General features: G+C 63.1%; 14 protein-coding genes. 3 read left to right on the top strand and 11 right to left on the bottom strand.

Going from position 1 to position 26360, the window contains the following annotated elements:
- Positions 1 to 149 precede the first annotated feature (149 nt).
- The 3 genes from QRN10_RS24195 to QRN10_RS24185 all read right to left on the bottom strand — a co-directional run bounded on the left by QRN10_RS24195 (position 150) and on the right by QRN10_RS24185 (position 1937).
- Positions 150 to 329 carry a hypothetical protein gene (locus tag QRN10_RS24195; protein WP_181076955.1) on the bottom strand — a complete coding sequence of 60 codons (180 nt, stop codon included), beginning with the start codon at positions 327 to 329 and terminating at the stop codon, positions 150 to 152.
- Between the two features lie 155 nt (positions 330 to 484).
- Positions 485 to 1660 (bottom strand): lactonase family protein, encoded by a 1176-nt coding sequence (locus tag QRN10_RS24190; RefSeq protein ID WP_253507988.1) that lies wholly within the window; start codon positions 1658 to 1660, stop codon positions 485 to 487.
- The gene (locus QRN10_RS24185) at positions 1647 to 1937 is read right to left on the bottom strand and encodes a DUF5629 family protein (protein WP_266247924.1); all 291 of its coding nucleotides are present in this window, start codon (positions 1935 to 1937) and stop codon (positions 1647 to 1649) included. Before QRN10_RS24185 ends, QRN10_RS24190 begins: the two co-directional genes overlap by 14 nt.
- A gap of 152 nt (positions 1938 to 2089) precedes the next feature.
- Here QRN10_RS24185 and QRN10_RS24180 point away from each other — a divergent pair, with 152 nt between their 5' ends.
- Both QRN10_RS24180 and QRN10_RS24175 read left to right on the top strand, forming a co-directional pair.
- Entirely contained in the window at positions 2090 to 6781 is a 4692-nt protein-coding gene (locus QRN10_RS24180; protein WP_285429328.1) for a dermonecrotic toxin domain-containing protein, read from the top strand.
- A gap of 41 nt (positions 6782 to 6822) precedes the next feature.
- Positions 6823 to 11688: a dermonecrotic toxin domain-containing protein gene (locus QRN10_RS24175; protein ID WP_285429327.1), complete on the top strand. Its 4866-nt coding sequence runs from the start codon at positions 6823 to 6825 to the stop codon at positions 11686 to 11688.
- Between the two features lie 40 nt (positions 11689 to 11728).
- Here the strand turns inward: QRN10_RS24175 and QRN10_RS24170 are convergent, their stop codons facing one another.
- Together QRN10_RS24170 and QRN10_RS24165 are read right to left on the bottom strand one after the other, a co-directional pair.
- Positions 11729 to 14104: an efflux RND transporter permease subunit gene (locus tag QRN10_RS24170; protein ID WP_181076949.1), complete on the bottom strand. Its 2376-nt coding sequence runs from the start codon at positions 14102 to 14104 to the stop codon at positions 11729 to 11731.
- Positions 14105 to 14119: 15 nt separating this feature from the next.
- Positions 14120 to 15160: a WD40/YVTN/BNR-like repeat-containing protein gene (locus QRN10_RS24165; RefSeq protein ID WP_285429329.1), complete on the bottom strand. Its 1041-nt coding sequence runs from the start codon at positions 15158 to 15160 to the stop codon at positions 14120 to 14122.
- 308 nt (positions 15161 to 15468) lie between these two features.
- On the opposite strand from QRN10_RS24165, the gene QRN10_RS24160 reads away from it, so the two are divergent.
- Complete coding sequence (locus QRN10_RS24160) at positions 15469 to 16584, top strand: Gfo/Idh/MocA family protein (protein ID WP_181076947.1); 1116 nt, start codon at positions 15469 to 15471, stop codon at positions 16582 to 16584.
- A 189-nt stretch (positions 16585 to 16773) separates the two neighbouring features.
- On the opposite strand, the gene QRN10_RS24155 is transcribed toward QRN10_RS24160, so the two are convergent.
- The 6 genes from QRN10_RS24155 to QRN10_RS24130 form a co-directional block, all read right to left on the bottom strand.
- Positions 16774 to 18477, bottom strand: coding sequence for an AMP-binding protein (locus tag QRN10_RS24155; RefSeq protein ID WP_181076945.1), 1704 nt, complete (start codon positions 18475 to 18477; stop codon positions 16774 to 16776).
- A gap of 31 nt (positions 18478 to 18508) precedes the next feature.
- Positions 18509 to 19807 (bottom strand): acetyl-CoA C-acetyltransferase, encoded by a 1299-nt coding sequence (locus QRN10_RS24150; RefSeq protein WP_181076944.1) that lies wholly within the window; start codon positions 19805 to 19807, stop codon positions 18509 to 18511.
- Positions 19804 to 20694: a MaoC/PaaZ C-terminal domain-containing protein gene (locus QRN10_RS24145; RefSeq protein WP_285429326.1), complete on the bottom strand. Its 891-nt coding sequence runs from the start codon at positions 20692 to 20694 to the stop codon at positions 19804 to 19806. Before QRN10_RS24145 ends, QRN10_RS24150 begins: the two co-directional genes overlap by 4 nt.
- A 4-nt stretch (positions 20695 to 20698) precedes the next feature.
- On the bottom strand, positions 20699 to 22042 hold the full coding sequence (locus tag QRN10_RS24140; RefSeq protein ID WP_285429325.1) for a 3-oxoacyl-ACP reductase: 1344 nt from the start codon (positions 22040 to 22042) through the stop codon (positions 20699 to 20701).
- A 38-nt stretch (positions 22043 to 22080) separates the two neighbouring features.
- Positions 22081 to 24606, bottom strand: coding sequence for an acyl-CoA dehydrogenase (locus tag QRN10_RS24135; RefSeq protein ID WP_285429324.1), 2526 nt, complete (start codon positions 24604 to 24606; stop codon positions 22081 to 22083).
- 229 nt (positions 24607 to 24835) lie between these two features.
- On the bottom strand, positions 24836 to 26290 hold the full coding sequence (locus QRN10_RS24130) for an outer membrane protein transport protein (RefSeq protein WP_181076936.1): 1455 nt from the start codon (positions 26288 to 26290) through the stop codon (positions 24836 to 24838).
- Between the last annotated feature and the right edge of the window lie 70 nt (positions 26291 to 26360).

Here is a 26360-nt window from a genome sequence, read left to right as displayed (position 1 = left end):
CACGCTCCCGCGTGGGAATGCAGCCCGTGACGCTCCGCGTCGCCTGTGCGCAGTAGCCTGAGCTTGCGGCGCTGGGCGGGACGCGGAGCGTCCCAAGAGGCGTTACCACGCAGAGCGTGGGAACGATCAAAAGGCGTGGCCTGACGTGCTCAGTGCTGGGTTTTATGATCCAGGGCTGCATAGAAGTTGGCGCTTTGCTGCAGGTATTTCTGGGTATAGGCGCTGGTGCTGGAGGTGCGGCTGGTGACTTCCACGCTGGCGGCGGCCGGCAAGGCGACGGTGGCGGAAACAGCGGAAGCGGCGATGACGGAGAACAGATTGAAGTTCATGGCGGTAACCCTCGTGTACGTTTGGTGGTGTGGCCGGGGTGGCCTTGGAACCAAACGTACGCCCGAGGGCCGCGCCTTAGAAATGCTTTGAAACATTAGCCGCTATTAATACAATTAATACACAGGCTCAGGCCCCGCTGAACGGAGCCTGTGGCTTATTGACGCAGCAGGAACTTAAGGTCACTGGGTGCATCGATCGGCAATTTCTGCACGGTTTTACCCAGCAGGCCGGTTTTGAGGTCGCGCTCGATCACTACGATTTCATTGCTCTTCTGGTTGGCGATCAACAGGAACTTGCCGCTCGGGTCGAGGGTGAACTCGCGCGGATGGTCGCCTTCCACACTGCGACGCTGCAGCTCCTTGAGGTGCGCGGTGGCCGGGTCCACGCCAAATACGATGATCTGGTTGGCGGTGCCGCGATTACTCACATACAGGAACTTGCCGTCGCTGGAGGCATGCAACGCCGCGCCGGCCTTGTCGGACACCGGCTGCCCGGCGGCGTAGTCGACCAGTTGGGTCTGGGTCAGCTTGCCGTCGTTGTAATCGAACACCGCGACCTGGGCGCTCATCTCGGTGGTCAACCAGGCGTGTTTGCCGTCCGCGCTGAACAGCAGGTGACGCGGGCCGCTGCCCGGCGGCAGCTGCACCGACGCCGGATTGGCCGGGGTCAATGGCAATTCGTGGTTGGTCGTCGGGTCATACCGGTAGGCGAACAGCTTGTCCGCTCCCAGGTCCTGAACGAACACGTACTTGCCATCTGGCGATGAGACCACCGAATGCACGTGGTTGGAGGCCTGGCGTTCAGGGTTCACGCGGCTGGCCGGGTGCCCGCTCAACTGCACCGGCGCCGACAACTTGCCGCCGGCGTCCACCGGCAGGATCGCCAGGCTGCCGCCCGGGTCTTCCACCACAGAATAGTTGGCGACAAACAGGTAACGCCCGTCCGCCGCCACGCTGGAATGGGTCGGTTCGTTACCCAGGCTCTGCACCTGATTGACCAGGGTGAGCTGGTGATTTTTCGGGTCGATCGCGTAGCTGCTCACGCGCCCCACCGCATCTTTCTGGCCCGGACCATTTTCATTGACCACAAACAGATGCTTCTGGTCCTTGGATACGGTCAACCACGACGGGTTGTCCGCCTTGGCCGCCAGCACCGGTTTGCCTTGGAACTGCCCGGTACGACTGTCGAATTGCAGGCGGTAAATGCCTTCGCTGGTGCCGGCGGTGTAGCTGCCCACCAACAGTTCATAGGTGTCCGCCGGTGCTGCCTGCACCGACATCGCACCAACACTGCCGGCCATCAGCAGCGGCCAGAATCTACGCATCATCATGCTCGTCTTCCTCGTCGTTATTGTTGCCGGTGAAGGCGCTCATGCACACCAGGCGGTGTTCGCCCGACTCACCGGTGAGGGTCCAGCTTTGCAAGTTGTCGTCAAAAGCGGCGCTCTGCACCTGCGCCTGGCTGAACGACCAGCGCTTTTCGGCGCGGCCGTCCATGCAGGTGGTGCGCAGGCCGTTCTCGTCGAAGGTGAAGTCAAAGGCATGCAAGCCATCGATTTCGAGCATGTCGGCAGTGTGAAGTTCAGCGGGCAGGCTGGAAGCAGTCATCGGGATCATTCATCAGTCAAGAAAACCGCTGATGATAGGCCAATCCGCTGCGGCTTTGCGGGTTTTGTGTGGTTGAGGTACCCGGTTATGGGTCCCCTGCGCGGCCGCTTTGGCATCCTCGGCACAACTCCTCATGCCGCCATGGAATACACATGCCCGACTCAAGCCCCGCTGCGCTCTTCAGTCCTCCTTCCGCCTTGCCTGCCGGGGTGAATACCCCAGCCCTGGCGGTCGCACGCGAGTTCGCCGGTCTTCCGACCCTTGAGCAGGTGATTCAACACCAGCTCGCCACCGCCATTGGCCAGCGCTATCCGTCGCTGAGATTGGATCTGGCCGCGACTCAACTGGCGACCCCGAACGGCAAACAATGGTTTTTCCGTCCGCTGCTGTCAGTGGTGCATGACTACCTGGGCGGCGTCGTCAATCTGGACTTCAGCGATATCGGCAACCTCGGTTATTACCTGACCGACAACCCTCCACGCCAGTTGAAACTGCCCGGCACAACCGCAACGCGCATAGACATGAAGGTGATCGAAGGCCTCATCAAGGAGCTGAACGAGACCCTGCCGATCGGCTTACAGAACGCCATAGGCGACTATTGGCGCGACGACAGCAGAGACGACCGCTGGCGCTGGCTGGCGGACATGCTGATGGACACGTTGAGAATCGCCGCCCTGCGTCGCACCGACCTGGATGACCAGGCTCGGGACATGCTCGACCAGTTCATCGGCACGCCCGATCGTGAACAGCGCAGCGCCCGTCATGGCACCCAGGCGGTGTTTGCCTATTGCCTGGAAGCCACCCTGCGCAGCGCTGGCCGAAGCGTCACCGTACTGGGGCCGGAGCTGGTGCTGACGCGCCCCAGCCACGGCACGTCCACCGTGCTGCTGTGCAACCCCGGCGGGCAGATCGAGGCATTCACCTCGATGGACGCGTTGACCCAGGCCTGGGGCCAACGCCAGGGCGCGGGCTACCGCGTCGATGACATCCTCATCCGCCGTTATGAGCCGGACGCCAACGCCTTCGATCACGAGGCCGCCCTGCTCCTCAACCGGCAGTTGGAACAACTGGGCGCCCTGTCCCTGCCCGCCACCCAGGGGTTTGCAGCCTTGCAGGCAGAATACCGACGGATCGTCGATCCAGCGCAGTTCTTTGCCGACTCGCCGACCATCGCGCCCGACCTTCTCACGACCTTGCGCCCCCAACTTCCGGCCTGGTTGCAGGACGCCGACAGCGCCACCAAGGCCGAGTACGGTCGCTATAGCCTGACCTTGGCCAGCGCAAAACAACGCGCGGGCGGGCGTACTTTCCTCAGCGGCATCAAAGATATCAAGACGTTCACCGCCGACAACCTGCGAAACGAGCTGCGCCGCGATGCACTGCGCTTCAACTCGCCCGCCGAAGCCTCGGCGCTGGACCCCGACCAACTTGAGCTGACCTTCAGCGTCGCCGCCGGCTATCCAGGCACCGTAGGCGTCATCCAGCACGAACGCATGGGCCTCACCGAGCTGGCAGTCAATAACCTGTCCAGCCGCCCCAAGGGCCAGATGCGCATTAACCACCGCCAGGGCCTGCCGCTGCCGTCCTGGCTCACGCCCGACTATGTCACGGGAAGCGGTGGGCTGATCGAACGTGTCGACATCGGCCGGCATTATCCCGGGCTACTGCAGACCCAACTGCTCGGCGACGATGAGCAAGCCCGCGAACGCGAAGTATTGTTCGCCGATCAGGTGTCGGTACAGCTGCCGATGCTGGCCCTGGAACTGAGCCTGCAACACGCCAGCGGCATGACCCGCGCCGGCGCCCGACGCGTGGCGGCGCTGACGGCCAGGGACGTCGCCGACCAGCAGGACATCGTGATTCGCCATCTGGCCTTGTCCAGCCACCCTGGCGCCCATTCGGACCAGGTGGCGAACATGTACATCATCGAAGCCCGTAACATCGAGGATGGGCCGCATATCCTGTATCGACCGCTGTACCGAGAACCGCTTCGGGAGTTTCACAGCCGCGCGGCCTTGTTCGACGCCATTGCCGAACCGGGAGAGTTGCAATCGAGCGTTTTGCTCTGGCTGAACGACTCCGCGCGGCCGATCTACGCCAACAATGGATTTCATGAGCCGCATTACCTGCGCTTTGGCCAGGGCGATGAATTCAGCCCTGTGCGCACGCCGGAGCCTGCCACGTTGTCGGTCGATGGCCTGAACGACGAGTTGCACCAGTGCCTGCTCACCGGCCGCTTGATGCAGTACCTGTACAGCAGCAATGCCCAGGCGCTTGTGGCCCAGGCTGATCGCACATCGGTGTCCAACAGCGAAAGCCGTTGGCAAGTACTGCTTGAGGGCGGTGGGTTGCTGTTCGGCAGCGTGTTGTACCCCTTACTGCGCGGCCCGCTGCTGCTGACCGCCTGGCTGGCCACGCTGTACGCAGGCCTTGAACACGACGTCCAGGGCCAGGAATCCACGGACCCGCAGGTCCGGGAACTGGCCACGGTCGACCTGCTGCTCAACCTGGGCCTGGCCTTGCTGGAGGGCCCGCCATTGCCGACGGTGGCGCATGTCGCCACAGGTACCCCGCGCAAGTCCTCCCTGCCGCTGCCGCCGCATGTTGCCAAGCAATGGCCCGTTCCAGCTGCGCCCCATATTCATCAAGGCGCGGTGGCATTGCCCGGCGTATTGCTCGGCGCCGACACTGCGCCGCTGGACTTCAGCTTCGCCCACGCGCGGCAGCGCTTGACGGCCAGCCAACGCGCGCGCCTGGCCGGCTACAAGGCGCAGCGCCCACGGGTGTTGCCTGCCCCGATATTGCACGGGCCGCGCAAGGGCCTGTATGTGGTCGACAACCTCTGGCACGCCCTGGTAGACGGCCAGTGGTATCAGGTGGAACTCGAACCTGGGAACGGCGCGGTGATCATCGTCGACTCGCTCGATTCCGCGCGTCGCGGCCCGCACCTGCGTACCGACGGCCAGGGCACCTGGACCCTCGATACCCGCCTACGCCTGCGCGGCGGCATGCCGCCCAGACGTATTGCCGAGCAACGCCGACGCAAGGCTCAGAGAGTCACCGAGCTTGAAGCCGACTACGCGCAGTTCCTGGGTCAGCAGGCCACGCAGAACCGGACAGTCGAGGTCGCCCAGGCGGTCATGGAAAGTGCGCAGCAAGACACGCGATACACCGATGCACAGCGTGCCGATACGCGCAGGCGCTTCGAAACCGCCCTGGAACAACAAACCCGTTCGTACCAAAAGATTCTCGAAGGTGCACAGGAAAGGCGGGAGCTGGACATCCCCTTGTCAGCGCAAACAGTGGCGGTACTCCTGGAAAACAGCGTCAACAACGCACGAAAGCTGGTGGTGGTCGCCGAAGCCGACCGGCAAGCGCTCTACAGGGCGAACAGCAAATTCACCGTCCAGGGCGCCGAATTCGATCTGGCGGTGATGCTCGATCCCGAAGGCCATGAACAGTTCATCAAGGCATTGCTGGACATCAATGAACGCTCGATCCACTGGCTGCAAGCCAAGGACCGTCACCTCAACGAACTGCTTGGCCAGGGAACCCCTGGTGCGCAAGCATTTACGCGGTTGACGGAAGGTCGGCCGCAAGAGATCAGTGCGCTGGCAATCCAGGACCTGCAGATTCGCACGCTCAAGCTGCAGGTCATCAAAGAAGATGCGCCGGCGTTTCAGGCTTTGGACGCCATCGTGTCACCGCTGTCGCAACACGTGCGTACCCATAGCGAGCTCAACACCCTGGAGTTGACTGCCGGTGACCGGGTGAGCGTATTGGACAGCCTGGTCGAACACTACGGCCGAGCGTTGGACGCCTTGCAGGGGCTAGGCATCGTGGCCGTGCAGGCCCCTGATAGACCGTATTCGAACCGGCTTTTCAAATTGATTGAGGCGCTGTACCTGGATGTCACCCGCAGACTGGCCGACGAAATCAAACCCGTCGCCCAACCGCGCGAACGCCGGCCCGGACGCCCTCCGACCGCACCAGGAAGGCCCCAGAAAAAAGTCATCAGGACGCGCAAGAAAGGCACGTTTATCGGCGACCTGAAACCGGCGGGAAGCACCTTGCCGATAGAGGTCGTCGAGGTCAGGTCCGAAGACAACGATCAATTGCTGAGCATGTACTCGCAGAAAGGTGAGGTGTGGGATGAAATCCTGCAGCCCGCTGCTGCGCGCCCACCGTCCGCCGTGCGCAGCCTTAACCTGGTCAAGGGCGAGGCTCGCAAGCTGCTGGCCACGCTGGACGAGCACCTGCGCCGCGGCAACGAGTACCGCAGAATTTCCCGACACCCTGAAGAAGTGCAGGAGTTCATGCAGCATCAAAGCGACCGCTTCAACAGCCTCGCCACGGAGCTGGATCAGGCCATCCAGGCGTTGCCTGAAATAGACCGCAATAACGCCGATCGGGCATTGGTAACGCACCTGCTCGAAGCCGGCGCTCGGCTGACGGCCAAGGGCGACGAACTGCGCCTGCAACTGTGTCTGGACCTACCGCCCACCCATGCAAACCTTGAATACCTGATCGAGCAAAAGCAGGTCGGTGTGGCCCGGTATGGCGAGCGCGTGCCTCTGAGTGGCGAGCGCCGGGATTTCATTCAGGAATACGCGCTGACAGACCCGCAAGGAAAACTGTTGTGGTACGCGCACTTTCACTACGCCAATGCCGACACCCCCAAAGCCGATTACACCGTCGCGCACCTCAAAACCAAGGAGCAGCGCAAGCAAAGCTACTACTCACTGCTGGCCAAGGCTGACACCCCCCAGGCCGTGGTGAACGTGCACCGTGGCCTGATCGGCAAGGCCCTGGCCGAGCGCTGGTTCCTGCCGTTGGCGTCGTAACGGCGCGATATACCCGCTCAAGACTTATAAAGGACTATTTCATGCCCACTCCAGATACCCGGATCCTGGCGCAAGCCGTACACGCGCAATTTGCCGCGCGACCTACCTTGCGCTCGGTCACCACACAGATGTTGGCCGACAACCTGCGGGATAAATACCCGCCTTTGACCCTGCCCGCCTCCGCCCTCTACCTGGCCCACCCGCGTGACGGCGGCGGCCGCGCCTTGGCGCCGTTGGTGGAGGTCGCGCTGACTTACCTTGCCGACGGCTCACTGCCCGACCTGTCAACGCGCGGCGGCCTCGATGCCTACTTGAGCGACGCCAGCGGAACACGCCTGGTTTATGACGCGCAAGGCTCGCGCGCGTATGACCTGACCGTTATCCAGGATGCAATCCGGGAGCTGCCCTTGATCCTGCATGTAGGTTTTCAAGAAGCCTTGAGCGTGTTCTGGAGCGAGGACGACGGCAGCGGTAACACGCGCTGGCAATGGCTCGCCGGCGTGTTGCAGGGCGTGTTTCGGGGCTGCACGATCAACCAGCCCGGGACCGACCCCTTGCAACTGCGCACCCTGACCAGCCTGGTCCGCTACCCCGCACGGGAAACCCGCAATCGACAGGCATGGCCCGGCAGCGCCGTGCATGCTTATTGCGTGGAAACGCGCCTGGAACACGACGACGTCACGCTCACGCTACAGGGCAGTGAAATCCTCATCGTCAGCGGCGAACGGGTCTGGCTGTATAGCCTGCCGGGCCAACTGGAAGCCTTTGCCAGCCTGCAAGCCTTTGGCCTGGCATGGGGCGAACGCATGGCGCAACGCTACAACGCCGAAAAGATCACCTGGCGCCAATACGAACCCGATGGCGACCTGTTCGAGGTGCAAGCGGCGCTGGTGCTCAACCAGCAACTGGAAGACCTTGCCGCGTTCGATCTGCGCGTGCAGACCACGCCAATCGAACTGGCCGCCCGATTGGCCGCGCTCACCGATCCGGCGCCCTTGTTCATTGCGCCTGGGTCGACGCCTGCGCCGTCGCTGGAGGCAGTCCGGGCCGCGCTTCCCGACTGGCTCAAAAACGCCTCGACGGCCGACCGACTGGCCTATCGCCAATGCCTGCTGGAGCAGGCCAGCCTGCAGCGCCTGAACCCTGGCGAACGGTATCTGGACGGCATCGAGACGCTGCGCAGTTTTGCTGCCAAACGCTTGAACCAGCAATTGTGCCGGGGTCGCAATGCCGCCCTGAACCTGGAGGAAACCTGCACCGATGACGCCACGTTGGCCTGGCGCGCCGAAGACTTGCAACTGGTCTTCAAGGTCGCAATCGGTACGCTGCAGGGCGGTTACCTGGAAACGGTGACGATGAGCCTGGTCGACCTGGCCCTGAAAAACCTGGCGGGCAAGCCCAGCGGCAACGTCACCCTGCGCCACCGCGAGAGGCGGGAAATCGAAGCGTGGCTGACCACCGATTACCTGATGCAGATGATCGAACAGGTCGACATTGGTCGCTATTATCCCGCCTATTTGCGCGAACACCTGCTGGACGACAATCCGCAGGCGCAGAAACGCCAGCAATTGTTCATTCAACAATGCCCGGTGCAACTCAAGACCCTGGCACTGGAGTACAAAATCAAGGGTGAAGGCGGACTGACCCGGCGTGGTTTCCAGTGCGTCAGCGCGGTGGTCGAGCCCGTTCGCGCCCAACGCTGCGTCGGCGACGATGAAATCATCATGCGCGTGCTGGCCTTCAGACGAAAACCCGACGCCCACGCCGACGTCGTACAAAACATGTTCATCATCGAGCCGCGCAATGCGGATGCCGGACCGCATGTGCTGTATCGCCCGGCCTACGCTCAGTCACTGCTGGAGTTTGCCAGCCGCGAACAACTGCTCAACGCTATCGCCGCGCCTGGCGAGTTGCAAGACAGCGTCCTGACCTGGTTGCCGGATAACGCCAGGGCGATCTACAGCAACGGTGGTTTTACCGAGCCCCATATCATCCGTTTCAGCCTGGGCTCCGAATCCGACGTATTGCCCGGCGTTCCCAGCCCCGCCACGCTGGCGCCGGCAGACGATCGCAGCGCGGGCGAGATACTGGGTTACCTCAGCAATGGCCGGTTGATGGAGTACCTGTTCGGCAGTGAGGCGCGCCAGTTGGTGGACCTGGCGCAGCGCCAGTCGACGTCCAGCGCGCAAAGTCGCTGGGCGCATCTGCTCGAAGGCGTGCAACTGGGTTTCAACACGCTGCTGGTGGTGATACGCGGGCCGTTGGCCGCCGCCGCGTGGATGCTGCAACTGACGCAGAGCCTTAGCCAGGATCTGCCGGCGCTGCAAAGCGATGACCCGGTTGCCCGAGAGCTGGCCTGGGTCGACGTGCTGTTGAACATCGGCATGCTGCTGGTGCATCAGGGCCAGGCGAGCGAGGCAATGGTAGAAACGGAGCACCGCGCGCAAACCCTCGCCCAGCTGCCGTTACGTCGACGCCTTGGCGACCCCGTCAGCCACCCTCAAGCGCAAGTGCACTACGCAGGCACCGGCGTGCCTTCCGAGCCGCCCGGCGGGGGGCGCACGCCGCTGGACTTCGACCGCTCCCTGGCCAGTGACAGCGCTTCGGCGCGGCTACTGGAAAAACTGCTGGCGGTCAGCCGGCCCTGGCCAAAGCCTGCGCCCGCTGCCGTCGATATCGGCCCGTTCCAGGGTTTGTACAGGATCGACAGCCTGTGGCATGCCTCGGTGGGCGGCCTGTTGTTTCGCGTCTCGATCGTACCGGGTGTGGGCGAGGTGTTCATCATCCATCCACAAAAAACCGACCACCCCGGCATCAAGCTCAAGACCGATGGCAAAGGTCATTGGACGCTGGATCGAGGCCTGAAACTGCAGGGCGGTGGCCCCAAGCGTATTGCTGCGCTGCGCGAGGAGAATCGTGAGAAAACGCGCCAACTGATCAATCGCGCAGAAGCCCTCAACGCAGAAATCACACCGCAGATGGCTACGCTCAGGGAATCGATGACACGCATGGAAGAGGCTGACCAGGCCCTGGCCAGACAAGGACGCGTGCTGAATGTGGCGTGGAACCTGATGGACCAGGCCGACGTGCAGCAAAGACCGGCCCTGCAGGCCCGGCACACCCAGGAGATGCAACGGCACAGCGCGGCCCGCGCCCAATTCGAAATCCTTATGCAGACCCTGATCGAACGCTTCGAGCACACCTCGCGGTTGCGCCAGGAGGCCATCCAGGTCGGCCGCGACCTGGAAAAGTTCGGCGGCGCCAGGATGCACGTGCAGGAACGCGCCAAGATGCTGAAGCTGATCTGGGAGCAGCAATTCGTCATTCACACCTATCTGCGTAACTGGACCAACTCCCTGCTGTACTCCAACCGTGGCGAGCCGATGGGCCATCTGGAAAAACGCATGCTGGTCAGTTACGTATTGGGCGATCCCGGTGCTTACAACGAACATGTCAGCCGCAGCATCGAAATGGCCGATGCACTTGAGCGTATGGGCCAACTCGCCAGTGAGATGGAAACCACCCTCGATCAACTGGAACAGGATTCCGGCGCGGGTCGCGCGATCCGTCAGGATTTCCTGGCGATGATCAATCCGAGCACTTTCTTCAACGAGAACATGCGCCTTAGGGCGCTATCGGCGCTGGCCGGAGTGACGGCCGTCGTTTCCGACAGCCGGTTGCCACCCCAGGAGGCGCTGTACGTCAAGCGCCTCAACAGCCTCGATATTCATCAGGCGGTGCAGTCGCACATCGCCGTGCGCAGCAGCGACGGGTTTCCTCTCGATGAGCAACGCAACGTCTATGAAAGCCTGCTCGGCCATTACAACGAGTACGAGAACGGCATTCAGGCGCTCAAGGCCATCAATCCGCTGCGATTGCCGTCCAGTTCCGAGCGTTTTCTACAAAGCCTGCGGTACGCACAGGCATTGGCGCAAAACGAATTAGAAAGCGTGGTGCGCAAACAGGAGGCCCTGGCGGTCGAATTGCCCCTGTCGAAAACCCTGCGGGCGAAGGCCCCCACCACCAAGGTATTCCGCACCCGCGGGAAAGACTATCTGGTGGGCGATTTCAAACTGACCGATGCACAGGAGGAGCAGGTGACCATCACCGACGCCTTCACCACCAGGGCCCTCACTACCTTCAAGAAAAGCGGCGACGGTTGGGCGCAAGTCGTTGAAAAAGACCCGGACGCGCCAGTGACGAGCCCACCTAAAATCGCCTTGGCCACCCTGCGCGAGCAAGGCCGTGGATTGATCAACCAACGAGCCGCCATCGAGCAGGTCATCAGCGCCCAGCAGAGTGAACTCGACGACCCTGTCACCCGCCAGGCCATCAACCCGGCGGACTGGGAGGAGCTGCTGGGCGGCCAGGCCCGTGAACTGGACGCGGTGGCCGACGAACTGGCCCACCATTACCCCGAGGCGTCCACAGACTTGATCGAGGAGTTTCGCGTCAACGCCCGGGACATGCAGCGCAAGGCCGTACAGGTGTGCAGCGCCGCCTACAAGCGGCAGTGGCCGACCCAGGCAGGCATCGAGTACTTATGGCGCAACCAGCAGATCGATATCAACCTGACCAGCCTGGCGGACCCGCAACGGCCGACCCTGCGCGGTGACTTTTTCACCGAGTACGCGGTGTACGACAAGGTCGGCAAGCCACCGAAGGTGTTGTGGTACGCCCACTTCCACTACGCCACGGCGCAGGCGCCGGCCGCCGCGTACACGCGGGCGCATTTGAAATTGCCCGAACAGCGCAAGTTCACCCAGAAGGACCTGCTCAAGGAGCATGTGCAGCAGCAGTTGCAGGCTCACGGAGAACCTGGCGCGGTGCCGCTGCGCAGCATCGTCTACGCGCTGATCAGCCCGCCCGTGGACCAGCTGTTCCTGGCCATCGCACCCCGCCCATGAAGCGTACGGCCCGTGCTCTGAAGCACGGGCCGCTCAAGGCTCAGTGGGCGAACAGCGAATTGCCCTTCTGCCCGGCCAGCTTTTCCGGTTTGATCAGGAAGCGCGCCAGGGCCGGCAGCAGCCACAACGCGCCGAACATGTTCCACAGCAGCATGAACGTGAGCATCAGGCCCATGTCAGCCTGGAACTTGATCGCCGAGAAAATCCAGGTACACACGCCGATCGCCAGGCACAGGCCGGTGAACAGCACGGCTTTGCCGGTGGACTTGAGCGTCTGGTAATAGGCTTCCTGCAGCGGCAGGCCCGCGCGCAGGAAGCTTTCCAGGCGGCTGTAGATGTAGATGCCGTAATCCACGCCGATCCCGACGCCCAACGCCACCACCGGCAGGGTCGCGACCTTGACGCCGATGCCCATGAACGCCATCAGCGCGTTGCCCAGCACCGAGGTCAACACCAGCGGCAGCACGATGCACAGGGTGGCCGCCCAGGAACGGAAGGTGATCATGCACATGGTCGCCACGCACAGGTACACCAGGATCAGGATGATCAGCTCCGACTCCTTGATCACCTCGTTGGTGGCCGCTTCGATGCCGGCGTTACCGGCGGCCAGGATAAATTCCAGGCCGTCCTTGTTGTTTTCCCTGGCGAATTCCTGCACCGCATGCACCGCGCGGTCGAGGGTCTCGGCCTTGTGGTCGTTGAGGAACACCAGCACCGGCGCGAGGGAACAATTGTTGTTGTACAGGCCGTCGGCGCGGGCGATGGAGTTGTTCAGCACATCGGGGTTGCGCGACAGGGTTTCCCATTTCAGGTTGCCCTCGTTCATGCCCTTGATCATTTGCTTGGACACGGTGACCAGCGAGATCGCCGACTGCACGCCCTCGGTGTTCTGCATCTTCCACATCAACTGGTCGATGGGCGCCATGGCTTCATAGCGCGAGCAGCCTTCGGCCTTGGTCTTGACCATCACCACCAGCACGTCGGAGCTGGTGGAGTAGTTGCTGATGATGAAGTTGTTGTCTTTGTTGTAACGCGAGTCCGGGCGCAGTTCCGGCGCGCCCTGGTCGAGGTCGCCGATCTTCAGGTGCTGGCTGTACCAGAGGCCGCCGCCGAAAGCGACCAGGGCCAGCAGGATCGAGACCGGCGCGACTTTGGCACTGGCGAACCTGGACAGCAGGCGCCAGAAACGATGCTCACGATGCGCATCCTTTTTACTGCGCTCGATGGCGCGTTTGCTGATGCCGACGTAGGAAATCGCCACCGGCAACAGGATCAGGTTGGTGAACACGATCACCGCCACGCCGATGGAGGCGCCGATGGCCAGCTCGCGGATCACGCCGATGTCGATGATCAGCAGGGTGATAAAGCCCACGGCGTCGGCGAGAATGGCGATCATGCCCGGCAGGAACAACTGGCGGAACGTGCGGCGCGCGGCGGTCAGGGCGTTGTCGGCGTCGCTCGATTGCAGGGCGATGCCGTTGATCTTTTGCACGCCGTGGGAAATGCCGATGGCGAAGATCAGGAACGGCACCAGCATCGAGTAAGGGTCCAGCCCGAAGCCCACCGCATGCATCAACCCCAGCTGCCAGACCACCGCCACCAGGGTGGTGATCAGCACGGCGATGGTGCTGCGGATACACCAGGTGAACCAGTACAGCAGCACCAGGGTGATCATGAAGGCGATGCCGAAGAACAGCACGACCATGATCAGGCCGTCGATCAGGTCGCCGACCTTCTTGGCAAAGCCAACGATATGGATTTTCACGTTGGGGTTTTGCGCTTCGAACTTGGTGCGGATCTTGTCTTCAAGCTCGTGGGAAAACTTCTGGTAATCCAGGGCGAGCAACTTGCCCTGGTCCTGCGGGTCCGGGTACGACTCCAACAGCGGAATATCGACGATGCTCGACTTGAAATCGTTGGCCACCAGGCGCCCGACCTGGCCGGACTTAAGCACGTTGTTGCGCAGTTGATCGAGGCTTTGCGGCGAGCCGTTGTAGCTCTGCGGGATCACCTCACCACCGGCGAAGCCTTCTTCGGTCACTTCGGTCCAGCGCACGCTGGGGCTCCACAGCGACTTGAGGCCCGAGCGGTCGACGCCGGAGATATAGAACACCTCGTCGTTGATCTGCCGCAGAGTCTCCATGTACTCCTTAGTGAAAATGTCACCGTCCTTGGCTTCCACCGAGATACGCACCGTGTTGCCCAGGTTGGCCAGGTCGTTGCGATGCTCCATCATTTTTTCGATGAAGGGGTGCTTGAGGGGGATCATTTTTTCGAAGCTGGTGGACGGGCGAATCAACGTCGCCTGCCAGAACAAGAACACACTCACCAGCAGGCAGATCACGATCACCGCCGGGCGATTATTGAAGATCAGGCGCTCAAGAAAGGTCGCTTTATCGTTGTGATGACTGCTCATGCTTTCTCTGCCTTCTTATTGTTTTTCGAGTTCGGCGCCCGTTGGCCTGGCGACGCGAACGCCGCCCTGCCCGGCCAGAATCAGGTTGCCATTGCCTGCGGCGGTCACCGCCGAGAGGGAGATGCGGTCCGGGCGGTTGAACACGCTGAAGGTCTGGCCGTCGTCGTGGCTGACCACCACGCTGCCGCCGTTGCCGACCACCACCAGCGAGCCATCCTCCAGCAAGGTGGCGCCCGACAGACCGAACTCCAGGGCGCCGCGCGCGGCGTTGAGCTCGACCTGCTCCCACGTGCCGCCGAAATCCGTGGAGCGGTAAAGGTTGCCGCGCAAGCCGTAGGCCAGCAGGGTTTGAGGTTGTGCGGTGCCGATCACGCCAAACAGCGAGCCCTCGTAGGGACCTTCGAGTTTTTCCCAGGTCTGGCCGTCGTCGCTGGAACGGAACATGCTGCCCTGCTCGCCGACGATAAACAGCCCGGCGTCCTTGATGGCGGCGATGGCGTTGAGGTGGAACTGGTCTTCGTTGTCGAGGCGGTCGCTGACGTCTTCCCAGCTCTTGCCGCCGTCGTTGGTTTCCAGCAGCGCACCGTAAGCGCCGACGGCCAGGCCGTGGCTGGCGTTCTTGAACCACACGTCGAGCAACGGCGCTTCGCGCTTGAGGTCTTGATACTGCTGGGTCCAGGTGGCGCCGCCGTCGCTGCTGGCGAGGATCTGCGCATCGTGGCCGACGGCCCAGCCGTGTTTGTCATCGACGAAAAATACAGCGGTAAGCAGTTGCCGGGTGGGGACCTTGGCCTGGGCCCAGGTGGCGCCCTGGTCATCGGAATAGAGGATATGCCCGCGATCACCGACCGCCACCAGGCGCTTGCCGGCGTGGACTACGTCGATCATCAGGCCTTTGGCGGCCTTGGGGGATTCAATCGCAAACACCGCGGCGGCGGGGGTATCGCTGGCGGCCTGGACGGCGGTCGACAACGCGACAGCCCCAAACAGCGAGAGCGCTGTGGCCAGCAACGCAACCCTGCGTGCGGCGCGTGGGCGGCAGACAACCCAACCCATGACAGGCTCACTCATAGACCTTTCTCCCATTTATTATTGTTAGGTCTTGCCATCCCGGGCTCTGAAACCTGCAATCTAGAGCGCCTGGAGGAAGCAGGGGCCATCCTATCGGGCTTTGGAATCGTCTGACAATCAGCGCTACGTTATCTTTTGTTAACTGGCGGCGTTTGGCCATGTGGTGAATATCGCCGCATTCGTCAGGCTGATTGTGCCGGGCTATCTGAATTTTTATTCCATCTATTGAATTATGAGAATTTTTATTCCATTAATAGCCGCTCTCACAACAATAATCCAAAGGATCAAAGGCTATGCGCGAACTCGGAATCGGCCTGATCGGCACAGGCTTTATGGGCCGTGCCCACGCCCTGGCGTTCAATAACGCCCGGGCGGTATTCGAACTGCCGGTGCACCTCAAGCTGGCCGCCCTGGCCGACGCCGACACCGAGCGTGCGCAGCGCTGCGCCCACGCCTGGGGCTTTGCCAAGGCCCATGGCGATTGGCAGGCGCTGATCGAAGACCCGGCCGTGGATGTCGTGGCTATCACCACACCTAACCACTTGCATTACCCCATGGCCATGGCCGCGATTGCCGCCGGTAAAGCGGTGTACTGCGAAAAACCCCTGGCCGTCAGCCTTGAACAGGCCGACGCCATGCGCCGTGCAGCGAGCACCGCCGGGGTGGTGACGCGGGTCGGTTACAACTATCAACACAACCCCATGATCGGCCTGGCGCGGCAGATGATCGCCAATGGCGAGCTGGGCGAGATCATCAGTTTCCAGGGTGAATTCAGCGAAGACTTTATGGCCGACCCGCAGTCGCCGTGGTCATGGCGCTGCGAAGTGGAACACGCCGGCGGCGCCCTGGCGGACCTGGGCAGCCACGTGTTGTCGATGGCGCGTTACCTGGTGGGCGAAGTGGCTAGCGTGTGCGCCGACACCCAGACCGTCCACCGCCAACGCCCTGCGGTCACCGGCAGCGCCGAACGCAAAGTCATCGCGGTGGACGACCAGGTGCATGCCCTGCTGCGCTTCACCAATGGCGCACGCGGCACGGTGAGCAGCAGTTGGCTCAAGCACGGTTATAAGAACCATCTGAGTGTCGAGATCAGCGGCACACAGGGCACATTGGCGTTCGATCAGGAACGTTTGAACGAACTGCGCCTGTGCCGCGTCGGCCAGGAAGGTTTCCAGCGCCTGCTGGCCGGCCCCGCCCTGCCCGGTTACGCCGCCTTCAGCCCGGCGGCGGGGCACCAACTGGGCTACAACGAATTGAAGACACTGGAAGTGCACGAGCTGCTCATGGCCGTGGCCGGCCAGGGCGCGGACGGCACTGACTTTGAAGCGGCGTGGGCCGTGGAGCGGCTGGCGACCGCGATTCGCCTGGCGGCCCGCGAGGAACGCTGGGTCAACGTAAACGCGGTCTGACACTCCACGCAAACCCTAAAGACTGACAAATAATTCTGTGGTGAGCAGGCTTGCCCTGCGCTGGGCTGCGAAGCGGCACCACACCCAGGCACCTCGGAGTGTCAGCTGAAACCACATCGCCTGGAATGGCTATCAAAGGTGGGAGGGGCTTGCCCCCTCCCACCTTTAGATCAGCTGCATACATTTACATCAGCGCAACGCGCGGCGCAGGACTTTGCCCACGGTGGTCTTGGGCAGTTCGGTGGTGCGGAATTCCACGTAACGCGGCACTTTGTAACCGGTCAGGTATTCCCGGCAGTGAGCGAGTATTTGCTCCTGGGTCAGGCTCGGGTCCTTGCGCACCACGATAATCTTGACCTTCTCCCCGGTCACGCCGTCCTCCACGCCAATCGCCGCCACTTCGGCCACGCCGGGGTGCAGGGCCACCACGTCTTCGATTTCGTTGGGGTACACGTTGAAGCCTGAGACCAGGATCATGTCTTTTTTACGATCCACCAGGCGGATATAGCCACGTTCGTCCATCACGCCGATATCGCCGGTGGCCAGCCAGCCTTCGGCATCCAGCACTTCGGCGGTTTCCCTGGGGCGTTTCCAGTAGCCCTGCATCACCTGTGGGCCGCGCACTTGCAGCTCACCCTGCTCGCCGATGTCGGCCAATTCGCCGTCCTCGCGCATAAAACGCACCCAAGTGGACGGCAACGGCACGCCGATGCTGCCGGTGAAGTCCATCTCGCGCATGCGCGAAATATCGATGGGGCTGATGCTCACCACCGGCGAGCACTCGGTGAGGCCATAGCCTTCGATGATCGGCAGCCCGGTGACTTCTTTCCAGCGCTTGGCCACAGCGGTGTGCGTGGCCATGCCGCCGGCGATGACCATGCGCAGGTCGGAGAAGTCCCGCGCGCAGAATTCCGGGTTTTCCAGCAACCCATTGAACAGTGTGTTGACCCCGGCAATCCCGTTGAAACGCTCCTTGCGCAGAATCATCTGCACCCGCTTCACATCCCGAGGGTTGGCGATCAGGATATTGCGCCCGCCCAGGCACATGAACATCAGGCAGTTCACCGTCAGAGAAAAGATGTGGTACAGCGGCAGCAAGGTCACGTTGGTTTCCTGCTTGTCCTGATCCAACTGGTCCCCGACCCACGCCTTGGCCTGCAACAGGTTGGCGATGATGTTGCGATGGCTGAGCATCACGCCTTTGGCATCGCCGGTGGTGCCGCCGGTGTACTGCAGAAACGCCAGGTCATCCAGATGCATGGCCACTGGCTGCGGGTCAAGCGCCCTGCCCTGTTGCAACGCCCGCTTGAAGCGCACCGAGCCACGCAAGGTAAAGGCCGGCACCTGCTTTTGTACGCGGCGCAGGATGAAGTTCATGGCGGCGCCCTTGAAGGTGCCGAGCAGGTCGCCGATGGCCGCGATCACCACGCGTTTGACGCTGCTGCCTTCGATGACTTTTTCCAGGGTGTGGGCGAAGTTTTCGAAGATCACCACGGTTTCGGCGCCACTGTCCTTGAGCAGATGTTTGAGCTCATGGGCGGTGTACAGCGGGTTGACGTTGACCACCACCGCTCCCGCCAGGATTGTGCCGAGCAGGCAGATCGGGTACTGCAAGCAGTTGGGCATCATCAGTGCCACGCGGTCGCCGCGCTGTACGCCCTGGGCCTGCAGCCAGGCAGCAAAGGCAAAGCCTTGCACCTGCCAGTCGGCGTAGGTCATTTCGGTGCCGATGCTGACGTAGGCGACGCGCTCGCGGAATTTTTCCAGGTGCTCCAGGAACACCTCGCGCAGTGAGGGGTAGTCCTCGATGCCGGCGTCGATATCGGCCGGGACGCCGGGCAGATAAGCGTCCAACCAGATGCGTTCGCGTTGTTCCAGGCTGATAGCGTTCATGGCGGTTTCCTTGTTGTTGTTTTTAACAGCGCTATTTTTCGACGATGGCGGTAATGCCCAGCCCGCCCGCGGCGCAGATCGAAATCAGGCCGCGGCCGCCGCCGCGCTCATGGATCGCCTTGGCCAGCGCCGCCAACTGCCGACCGCCGGTGGCGGCGAACGGATGACCGCAGCCGAGGGAGCCGCCGTTGACATTCATTTTGGCCCGGTCGATCGCCCCCAGCGGTGCCGCCAAGCCTAGCCGCTCGCGGCAGTAGTCGGGGTCTTCCCAGGCTTTGAGCGTACACAGCACCTGGGCGGCGAACGCTTCGTGGATCTCGAACAAATCGAAGTCGGCAAAGCTCAAGCCTTCACGTTGCAACATGCGCGGCACCGCATAGGCCGGCGCCATCAACAAGCCTTCGCTGCCGTCGACAAAATTGACCGCTGCCGTCTCGCCGGTACGCAAGTAAGCCAGCACCGGCCAACCGTGCTCGGCGGCCCAGGCTTCGCTGGCCAGCAGCACCACCGAGGCGCCATCGGTCAGCGGCGTGGAATTGCCGGCGGTGAGCGTGCCGCTCTGGCGGTCATAGGCGGGGGACAGGCCGGCGAGCCTCTCCAGGCTGGCGTCGGCACGCAGGTTATTATCCCGGGCCAGGCCACGATGGGGGCTGATCAGGTCGTCGAAGAAGCCGCGCTGGTACGCCGCCGCGAGGCGCTGATGGCTGGTGAGGGTCAATTCATCCTGGGCCAGGCGTTTGATCTGCCAGCGCTTGGCCATTTCTTCGCAGTGCTCGCCCATGGACAGGCCGGTGCGCGGCTCACCGTTGCGCGGCAGCAGCGGCTTGAAAAACATCGACGGACGGACCTTAAGCAACGCCTTCAATTGGTTACCCATGCCCTTGGCGCGATTGGCCGCGAGCAAGGTGTGACGCAGGGACTCGTTGATGCCGATGGGCGCATCGGAGGTCGTGTCGGCGCCCCCGGCGATGCCCGCTTCGATCTGACCCAGGGCAATTTTATTGGCCACCAGCAACGCCGCTTCCAGCCCCGTGCCGCAGGCTTGCTGCACGTCGTAGGCGGGCGTTTCGGGCGACAGCGTGGTGGACAGCAACGACTCGCGCGCCAGGTTGAAATCCCGCGAATGCTTGATCACCGCACCGGCGGCGAACTCGCCCAGGCGCTGGCCGTGCAGGTTGTAGCGGTCCACCAGACCTTGCAGCGCCGCCACCAGCAAATCCTGATTGCTGTCGTGGGCGTACACGGTGTTGGAGCGCGCGAAGGGAATACGGTTGCCGCCGATAATCGCCACGCGGCGGGTCGGCGCCGGGTTGAAGCTGTAGTGACTCATTGCAGGTTCTCATTGAAGGACAGCAGGCCGCGCAGATGGGGTTTGTCGCCCGCACCGTTGCGCACTTCGAAAGCGCGACGCGGGCCGCTGGAAGGTGGATTCCACAGCGCGACCTGGCCAGGCAGCAGGATCGGCAACTTGAATTCGCACCGCACCTCGGCGCGCTCCAGGCCACCCGGCGGTTGCTGGGCGGCGAGCGCGCGGCCCAGGGTCCACATGCCATGGGCGATGGCGCGGCGAAAGCCGAACAGCCTGGCGCCGATGACCGAGGTGTGGATCGGGTTGAAATCCCCGGACACCTTGGCAAAACGCCGGCCCAGGTCGGCCGGCAACAGCCACTTCTGGGTACGGACCCAGCTGTCTGAAGCCACGCCCAGCGCGTCCACCCAAGGTTCGCCGACCGGGTCCGCCACGCCCCGGCGCAGGTACAGGCTATCGCCCTCCCACACCAGCGCGCCCGCGCTGTAGGCACGAGTGGCGATGCTCAGGGCCTGCCCTTTAGGGTGAGCGACCCAGCGCTCGGCATACACCTCCAGCCGCAACGCCTGGCCTTCCCGCAGGCGTTGGTACTGCCGAATGCGGTTAGCCAGGTGCACCATGCCGCTGGCCGGGTACGGGAAACTGGGGCGGGTCAACAACATCAAGTGCAAAGGAAAGGCCAGCACATGGGGATAGGTCAACGGCACGCCCTGCTCGCGGCGAAAACCGCAGGCGCGGCCATACGCGGCGATACCCTCAGCCGACAGCTCCACCGCCGGGCGCACCAGGCGCGCCTTGGGCAGCAGCGGCGCGCCGTCCAGCTTGGGTTTGCGCAGTGCGCGCATACCATCCAGCAGCAGTCGCGTGCGTGACGGCGGTGGGTCGATGATTTGCGTCAGGTCGTCCATGGCATCAGGCTCCCAACAGGCTTTGGCCGCACACGCGCACCACTTGGCCGTTAACCCCGCCCGACGCCGGATGGGCCAGCCAGCCGATGGTTTCGGCCACGTCGATCGGCTGCCCACCCTGGGACAGCGAATTCATGCGCCGCCCTGCCTCGCGGATCATCAAAGGGATGCGGGCCGTCATCTGCGTCTCGATAAAGCCTGGCGCCACGGCATTGACCGTAACCTGCTGAGTCGCCGCGCGCGGCGCCAGCCCTTGTACCAGGCCGATCACACCGGCCTTGGAGGTGGCGTAGTTGCTTTGCCCGAGGTTGCCGGCGATGCCGGAAATCGACGACACGCAGACAATGCGGCCGCCAGGGTTGAGGCCCTCGCACTCCAGCAACGCGTTGCTCAAGCACAGCGGCGCCTGCAGGTTGACCGCCAGCACACTCTGCCACGCCGATTCGCTCATCTTGACGATGGTTTTGTCGCGGGTAATCCCGGCGTTGTGCACCACCACATCGAACGCGCCGTACTGGCTGACATGGGCCTGCAACAGCGAGGCGGCGTCGGGCGCGGTGATATCCAGCGGCAATGCCGAACCGTTCACTGCGCCGGCGGCCTGCTGCAGGGCATCGTGGGCCTGAGGCACGTCCACACAGACCACATGCGCGCCGTCACGAGCCAGCACCTGAGCGATGGCCAGGCCGATACCACGGGACGCGCCGGTGACCAGCGCGCGGCGGCCGGCGAAGGGTTTGTCCCAGCTGACCGTGACGTGGCCGTCCACCGGCGCGTGTACGCGCACCACTTGCCCCGACACATAGGCCGATCGGCGCGACAGGAAAAACCGCAGGCTGCTGTCCAGCGCGTCCTCAGCGCCCGGTGCCACGTACAGCAACTGCACGGTGATAGCCCGGCGCAGCTCCTTGGCCAGGGACCGCACCAAGCCTTCGAGGGCGCGTTGGGCGACGGCCTGGGGCAGATCCGCGCAGTGCTCCGGCGCCGTGCCGAGCACCACCACCCGCGCGTGCTGGCCGAGGCGTCTGGCATTGCAGTGGAAGAACCGGTACAGCTCGTCGAGTTGCTCCAGGCTGGCAAGCCCGCTGGCATCGAATACCGCGCCTTGCACCTTGACCGTAGACGGCGCGTTGAGTGTCGCCGGGGTGGCGGCAACTGTGTCGGTGTCGCTGAAAACCCGTTGCACCTGGGTCATCAGGCGCCCTGCCCCGGCGACAATCACCGGGTTCACCAGACTTTGCTGGCCGCTGCGATGACGCTGCAACGGCAAGGGCTGCGGCAAGCCCGCCGCCTGTGCCAGGCGACGGCCCCAGGGCGAATTGACGAAGGTTAGGTAGCTGTCACTCATATCAGCAATCACTCTCACACATTCTGATCGGGTTTTTCCTAGTTGACCGAGGCGTTTTCGCCCTGAGCCGTACGACGCTTGGTGGTCGGCTCCAGCGCCTGCTTGCGCTGTTGCAACGCCTCCAGCAATCCGAAGTCCTGGGGGAAGTCATCCACCTGGATGCCGTGATCGGCGTATTCCACGTAGCGGGCGAGCAAGGTCTCCTCATCGTCGCTGATCAGGTCCAGCGCCCGGGCCTTGACGCGCCAGGTGGCAAAGGCCGTGGCGGAGATCGGCAGCGGGTCGAGCACGCCTTGCTTGATCGCGGGCTTGAGCCGGGCGTCGATCAGCTCCACCTGGGGCAGCAAACGGAAGCCCAGTTCGCCATAAGCCAACTTGTCGATTTCCGGGCGCGGGATGTAGGAATCGGCCAGCAAGCGGTCGCGGGTGGCGCCGGGGGTCTGTACCGCGTCGGCGACGTCGGCCAACAGGCGGTCCGACGGTTTGCGCAAGGGCAGACCGAACGGAAAACTCATGGCCCGCATCACCCGCGCAACGGTTTTGGAGGGGTAATTGTCGAGCACTTCGGCCAAGGCTTCATGGGCGCGCAGCAGCGCGTCCTGGGCCGACCAATGCACCAGCGGCAGGTCCGCCTGGGGGCGGCCATCGTCCTCAAAGCGTTTAAGCACGCAGGACAGGATATACAACTGTGACAGCACGTCCCCCAGGCGCCCGGTGAGGCTTTCCTTGCGTTTGAGCGCACCGCCCAGCACGCCCATGGAAACGTCCGAGATCAGCGCCAACACCACCGACAGCCGATTGGCCTGGCGGTAGTAGGACGCCAGCGCCGGGTCGGTCTTGGCCGGTACGGAAATCAGCCGGCCGCCGGTCAGCCCATGTACCGCCGCGCGTACGGTATTGGCCAACACAAAACTCACGTGACCGAACATGGCGCTGTCGAACGCTTCCAGCGCTTGGCGCCGGTCCGGGTTGCGCGCCGCTTCCATCTCGCGGAACACATAGGGATGGCAACGGATCAGGCCCTGGCCAAAGATGATCAGGCAGCGCGTCATGATGTTCGCGCCTTCCACGGTGATGGCGATGGGGCTTTGCTGGTAGGCACGGGCCAGGAAGTTATTGGGGCCCATGCAGATGCCTTTGCCGGCGACGATGTCCATGCCATCGTTGACGATCATCCGCGCCCGCTCGGTGACGTGGTACTTGGCGATGGCCGAGATCACCGAGGGTTTTTCTCCAGCATCCAGGGACGCCACCGAGACCTTGCGCACCGCGTCGCAGGCGTACAAATGCCCGACCATGCGCGCCAGCGGTGCCTGCACCCCTTCGAACTTGCCGATGGGCAGGCCGAACTGTTTGCGCATGGCCGCGTAGGCCGAGGTGCCCCGCACCGCGACCTTGCCCAGGCCGACATTGGCCGAAGGCAGGGAAATCGCACGACCGGCGGCCAGGCACTCCATCAACATGCGCCAGCCGTTGCCGACCTGCTCGCGGCCGCCGATCACCCAGTCCAGCGGAATAAACACGTCTTTGCCGGTGGTCGGGCCGTTCTGGAACACCGCGTTAAGCGGCCAGTGCCGCCGGCCGCTGTTGACGCCGGGGTGGGAGGTGGGAATCAACGCGCAGGTGATGCCCAGCGAGCCGGGCGTGCCGAGCAGGCCGTCCGGGTCTTCGGCGCGGAACGCCAGGCCCAGCACCGTCGCGATCGGGCCAAGGGTGATGTAGCGCTTGTCCCAGGTCACCCGCAGGCCCAGCACTTCCTGCCCGTCATGCAGGCCCTTGCAGACGATGCCCACATCGGGAATCGCCCCGGCGTCGGAACCGGCGTAGGGGCTGGTCAGGGCGAAGCACGGGATGTCTTCGCCACGGGCCAGGCGCGGCAGGTAGTAATTGCGCTGGGCATCGGTGCCGTAGTGCAACAACAGTTCGGCCGGGCCGAGCGAGTTGGGCACCATCACTGAAATGGCCGCTGCCGAACAGCGCGTGGAGAGCTTCATCACCACTTGGGAGTGGGCGTAGTGGGAGAAGCCTTTGCCGCCGTATTGCTTGGGAATGATCATGCCGAGGAAACCGGCGCTCTTGGTGTACTGCCAGCCTTCGGGGGACATGTCCTGCCAGACCTGGGTGGTTTCCCAGTCGTTGGCGATGTCGCACAGGGTTTCCACTTCGTTATCCAGAAACGCCTGTTCCTCAGCGCTGAGACTGGCCGGTGCGGCCTGCAGCAGGCGCCGCCAGTCGGGTTTACCGCTGAACAACTCGGCATCCCACCACACGGTGCCGGACTCGATGGCCGCGCGTTCCGTGTCGGACATGGCCGGCATGATCGTGCGAAACAGGCCGAGGGCCCTGCTGCTTAGCAGCGCGCGCCGCAAGGGTTTTATCGTCATCAGCAACGCGGGAGCCACCACCAGCAGCACCGCAACGCTGACGCCAAGGCCAGCGACCACGCCGAACAGGTAAGCGAGCGCCAGCCACACCAGGCTGACCCCCAGCCATTGGGCTGCCGCCGCTTGTCGATACGCCAGGGCAAGCGCTGCTACGAAACCCGCCAATAACCAGATAACCATGGGAGACCTCTACTCGATTCAGGGCACGACACCTAAGCAGGTCGCGCAAGCACGACAGCGGCGTAAAGCCACACTACAAACGGGAAGATACAAATTCAAATTTTGTTTTGAAATTTTTATTTAATGCCTGGGCGAAAAATAACGGCTGAGCGGACTCAGCCGGGTTGCACGAAAAAATCACCGGCAAGGCAGCCAGATGCGCTGGCTGCTCCCGCCCTTCAACGTACGGTTAGAACGCGTAGGTCGCCGATACGCTGACCACATCGCCCGACGATTCGGCTTTACCGTCGAGTCGCGCGCCGCCCAGGCGATCCACGTTCTGGGTCTTGAGCTTGACCTCCTGCACGAACTGGTGGGAATACGCCAAGTCCAGGCTCAGGCCCTTGACGGCTTTGACATCGTAGCCGGCGCCCAATGACAGGAACGTGCGATCGCCATCCGGAATGCGCGGGTCGCGGGTCGAATTGCGGGTCGGCGTCTGGTCGAGAGCAACACCGGCGCGCAGGGTCAGTTCGTCGGTCAACCGATAGTCGCCGCCCAGGGAATACATCCAGGTGTTCTTGTAGTTGTAGGGAATGGAGACAACGGTGGTGCCGCCAGACTCAAGGGTCAGGTCCTTGAACGATGACCACTCGGTCCAGGTGACGCTCGCCCCCAGGGTCAAACGGTCATTGAACTGGTGCACCCAGTCCAGGCCCGCCGTGGCGGGGATGTCCAACTGGACGCTGGCATGGGCGCCGTTCGGGTACAGTTCAAGCCCTGGATAAGCGGTGTTGACCAGCGTACCGGTGCCGCCGAACGGGCTCGGCTGAGTCATCAGGTTGTTGGAGAACTGGTCGGCGCGGACGGTGTATTTGCCGGTCATCTTGTTCTTGATCTTGGCGTGATAATTCAAGCCCAGCGTGTCGCGGTCCGTGGGTTTCCACACGAGCCCGGTAAACCAGCCGGTCGAAATATTATCGACTTTGACCCGCATCAGGGCGCTGCCCACATCCGACGGGAAGTTGATGCCACCCAGGACTGAATCGGACACTGCCGCGGCGGACAGCAGGTCGACGTTCTGACTGACGAAGCCCTTGCTGTGCTGCACGATCAATCCCCCGCCGAGGGAAAACTGGTCGTTGACCTTGAAGGACAGGGAGCCGGTGAGCCCCACCGTTTCAATCTTGGTGTCCACGGCAAAATCGCGCAGTTTCGAATTTTCATCCCAGGTGGAGCGCATGCCCTGCGGCACGACCTGGCTCAAGCCGAACGCGAACCGGTCTCCGAGGGGCATGACCATAAAACCGGTGGGCAGCCACGCGGTAAAGCCGCCCTCGCCGCCGTCGTTGTTATTCGGCGTGGCGGCTGCCACGTCAGGAAAACCGTTGGCGTCCAGCGGCGTGCTGGAAACGGGGTTGCCGGCGTAATCGAAGGCATCGCCCTTGTACTTGATCTTGATGCGCGCATAGTCGACGGTAAGCTGCGCGACGTTGTGTTCGACGAAGGCCATGGCCGCCGGGTTGTTGTAGGCGGAGCTGGGGTCATTCTTGAACAGCGAACCGCCGGCAAAGGCCCTGCCCCAGCCTGGCGCGCCGTAAGTGGGGGTTGAAAAGCCGCCGGCCTGAACAGGCGCGGCCACTACCACGCCGCCTATCAACGCCAGCCCCAGCAAAACCTGCACATGTTGTTTCTTATTATTCATGCGGCACTCCTTATTGTTATCGCTCCGAGCCGGCCCTGCCGGTTCGTCCTGCTGCCTGGCCCAGCCTGAA

Source organism: Pseudomonas sp. lyk4-R2A-8 (assembly GCF_030209095.1).
GTDB lineage: Bacteria > Pseudomonadota > Gammaproteobacteria > Pseudomonadales > Pseudomonadaceae > Aquipseudomonas > Aquipseudomonas quebecensis.
This window is presented reverse-complemented; position numbering and strand designations above follow the sequence as displayed.

Excerpts from the sequence above, each read along its gene's own strand:
- QRN10_RS24195 (WP_181076955.1), bottom strand. The coding sequence starts at position 329 with ATGAACTTCAATCTGTTCTCCGTCATCGCCGCTTCCGCTGTTTCCGCC.
- QRN10_RS24190 (WP_253507988.1), bottom strand. The coding sequence starts at position 1,660 with ATGATGATGCGTAGATTCTGGCCGCTGCTGATGGCCGGCAGTGTTGGT.
- QRN10_RS24185 (WP_266247924.1), bottom strand. The coding sequence starts at position 1,937 with ATGACTGCTTCCAGCCTGCCCGCTGAACTTCACACTGCCGACATGCTC.
- QRN10_RS24180 (WP_285429328.1), top strand. The coding sequence starts at position 2,090 with ATGCCCGACTCAAGCCCCGCTGCGCTCTTCAGTCCTCCTTCCGCCTTG.
- QRN10_RS24175 (WP_285429327.1), top strand. The coding sequence starts at position 6,823 with ATGCCCACTCCAGATACCCGGATCCTGGCGCAAGCCGTACACGCGCAA.
- QRN10_RS24170 (WP_181076949.1), bottom strand. The coding sequence starts at position 14,104 with ATGAGCAGTCATCACAACGATAAAGCGACCTTTCTTGAGCGCCTGATC.
- QRN10_RS24165 (WP_285429329.1), bottom strand. The coding sequence starts at position 15,160 with ATGGGTTGGGTTGTCTGCCGCCCACGCGCCGCACGCAGGGTTGCGTTG.
- QRN10_RS24160 (WP_181076947.1), top strand. The coding sequence starts at position 15,469 with ATGCGCGAACTCGGAATCGGCCTGATCGGCACAGGCTTTATGGGCCGT.
- QRN10_RS24155 (WP_181076945.1), bottom strand. The coding sequence starts at position 18,477 with ATGAACGCTATCAGCCTGGAACAACGCGAACGCATCTGGTTGGACGCT.
- QRN10_RS24150 (WP_181076944.1), bottom strand. The coding sequence starts at position 19,807 with ATGAGTCACTACAGCTTCAACCCGGCGCCGACCCGCCGCGTGGCGATT.
- QRN10_RS24145 (WP_285429326.1), bottom strand. The coding sequence starts at position 20,694 with ATGGACGACCTGACGCAAATCATCGACCCACCGCCGTCACGCACGCGA.
- QRN10_RS24140 (WP_285429325.1), bottom strand. The coding sequence starts at position 22,042 with ATGAGTGACAGCTACCTAACCTTCGTCAATTCGCCCTGGGGCCGTCGC.
- QRN10_RS24135 (WP_285429324.1), bottom strand. The coding sequence starts at position 24,606 with ATGGTTATCTGGTTATTGGCGGGTTTCGTAGCAGCGCTTGCCCTGGCG.
- QRN10_RS24130 (WP_181076936.1), bottom strand. The coding sequence starts at position 26,290 with ATGAATAATAAGAAACAACATGTGCAGGTTTTGCTGGGGCTGGCGTTG.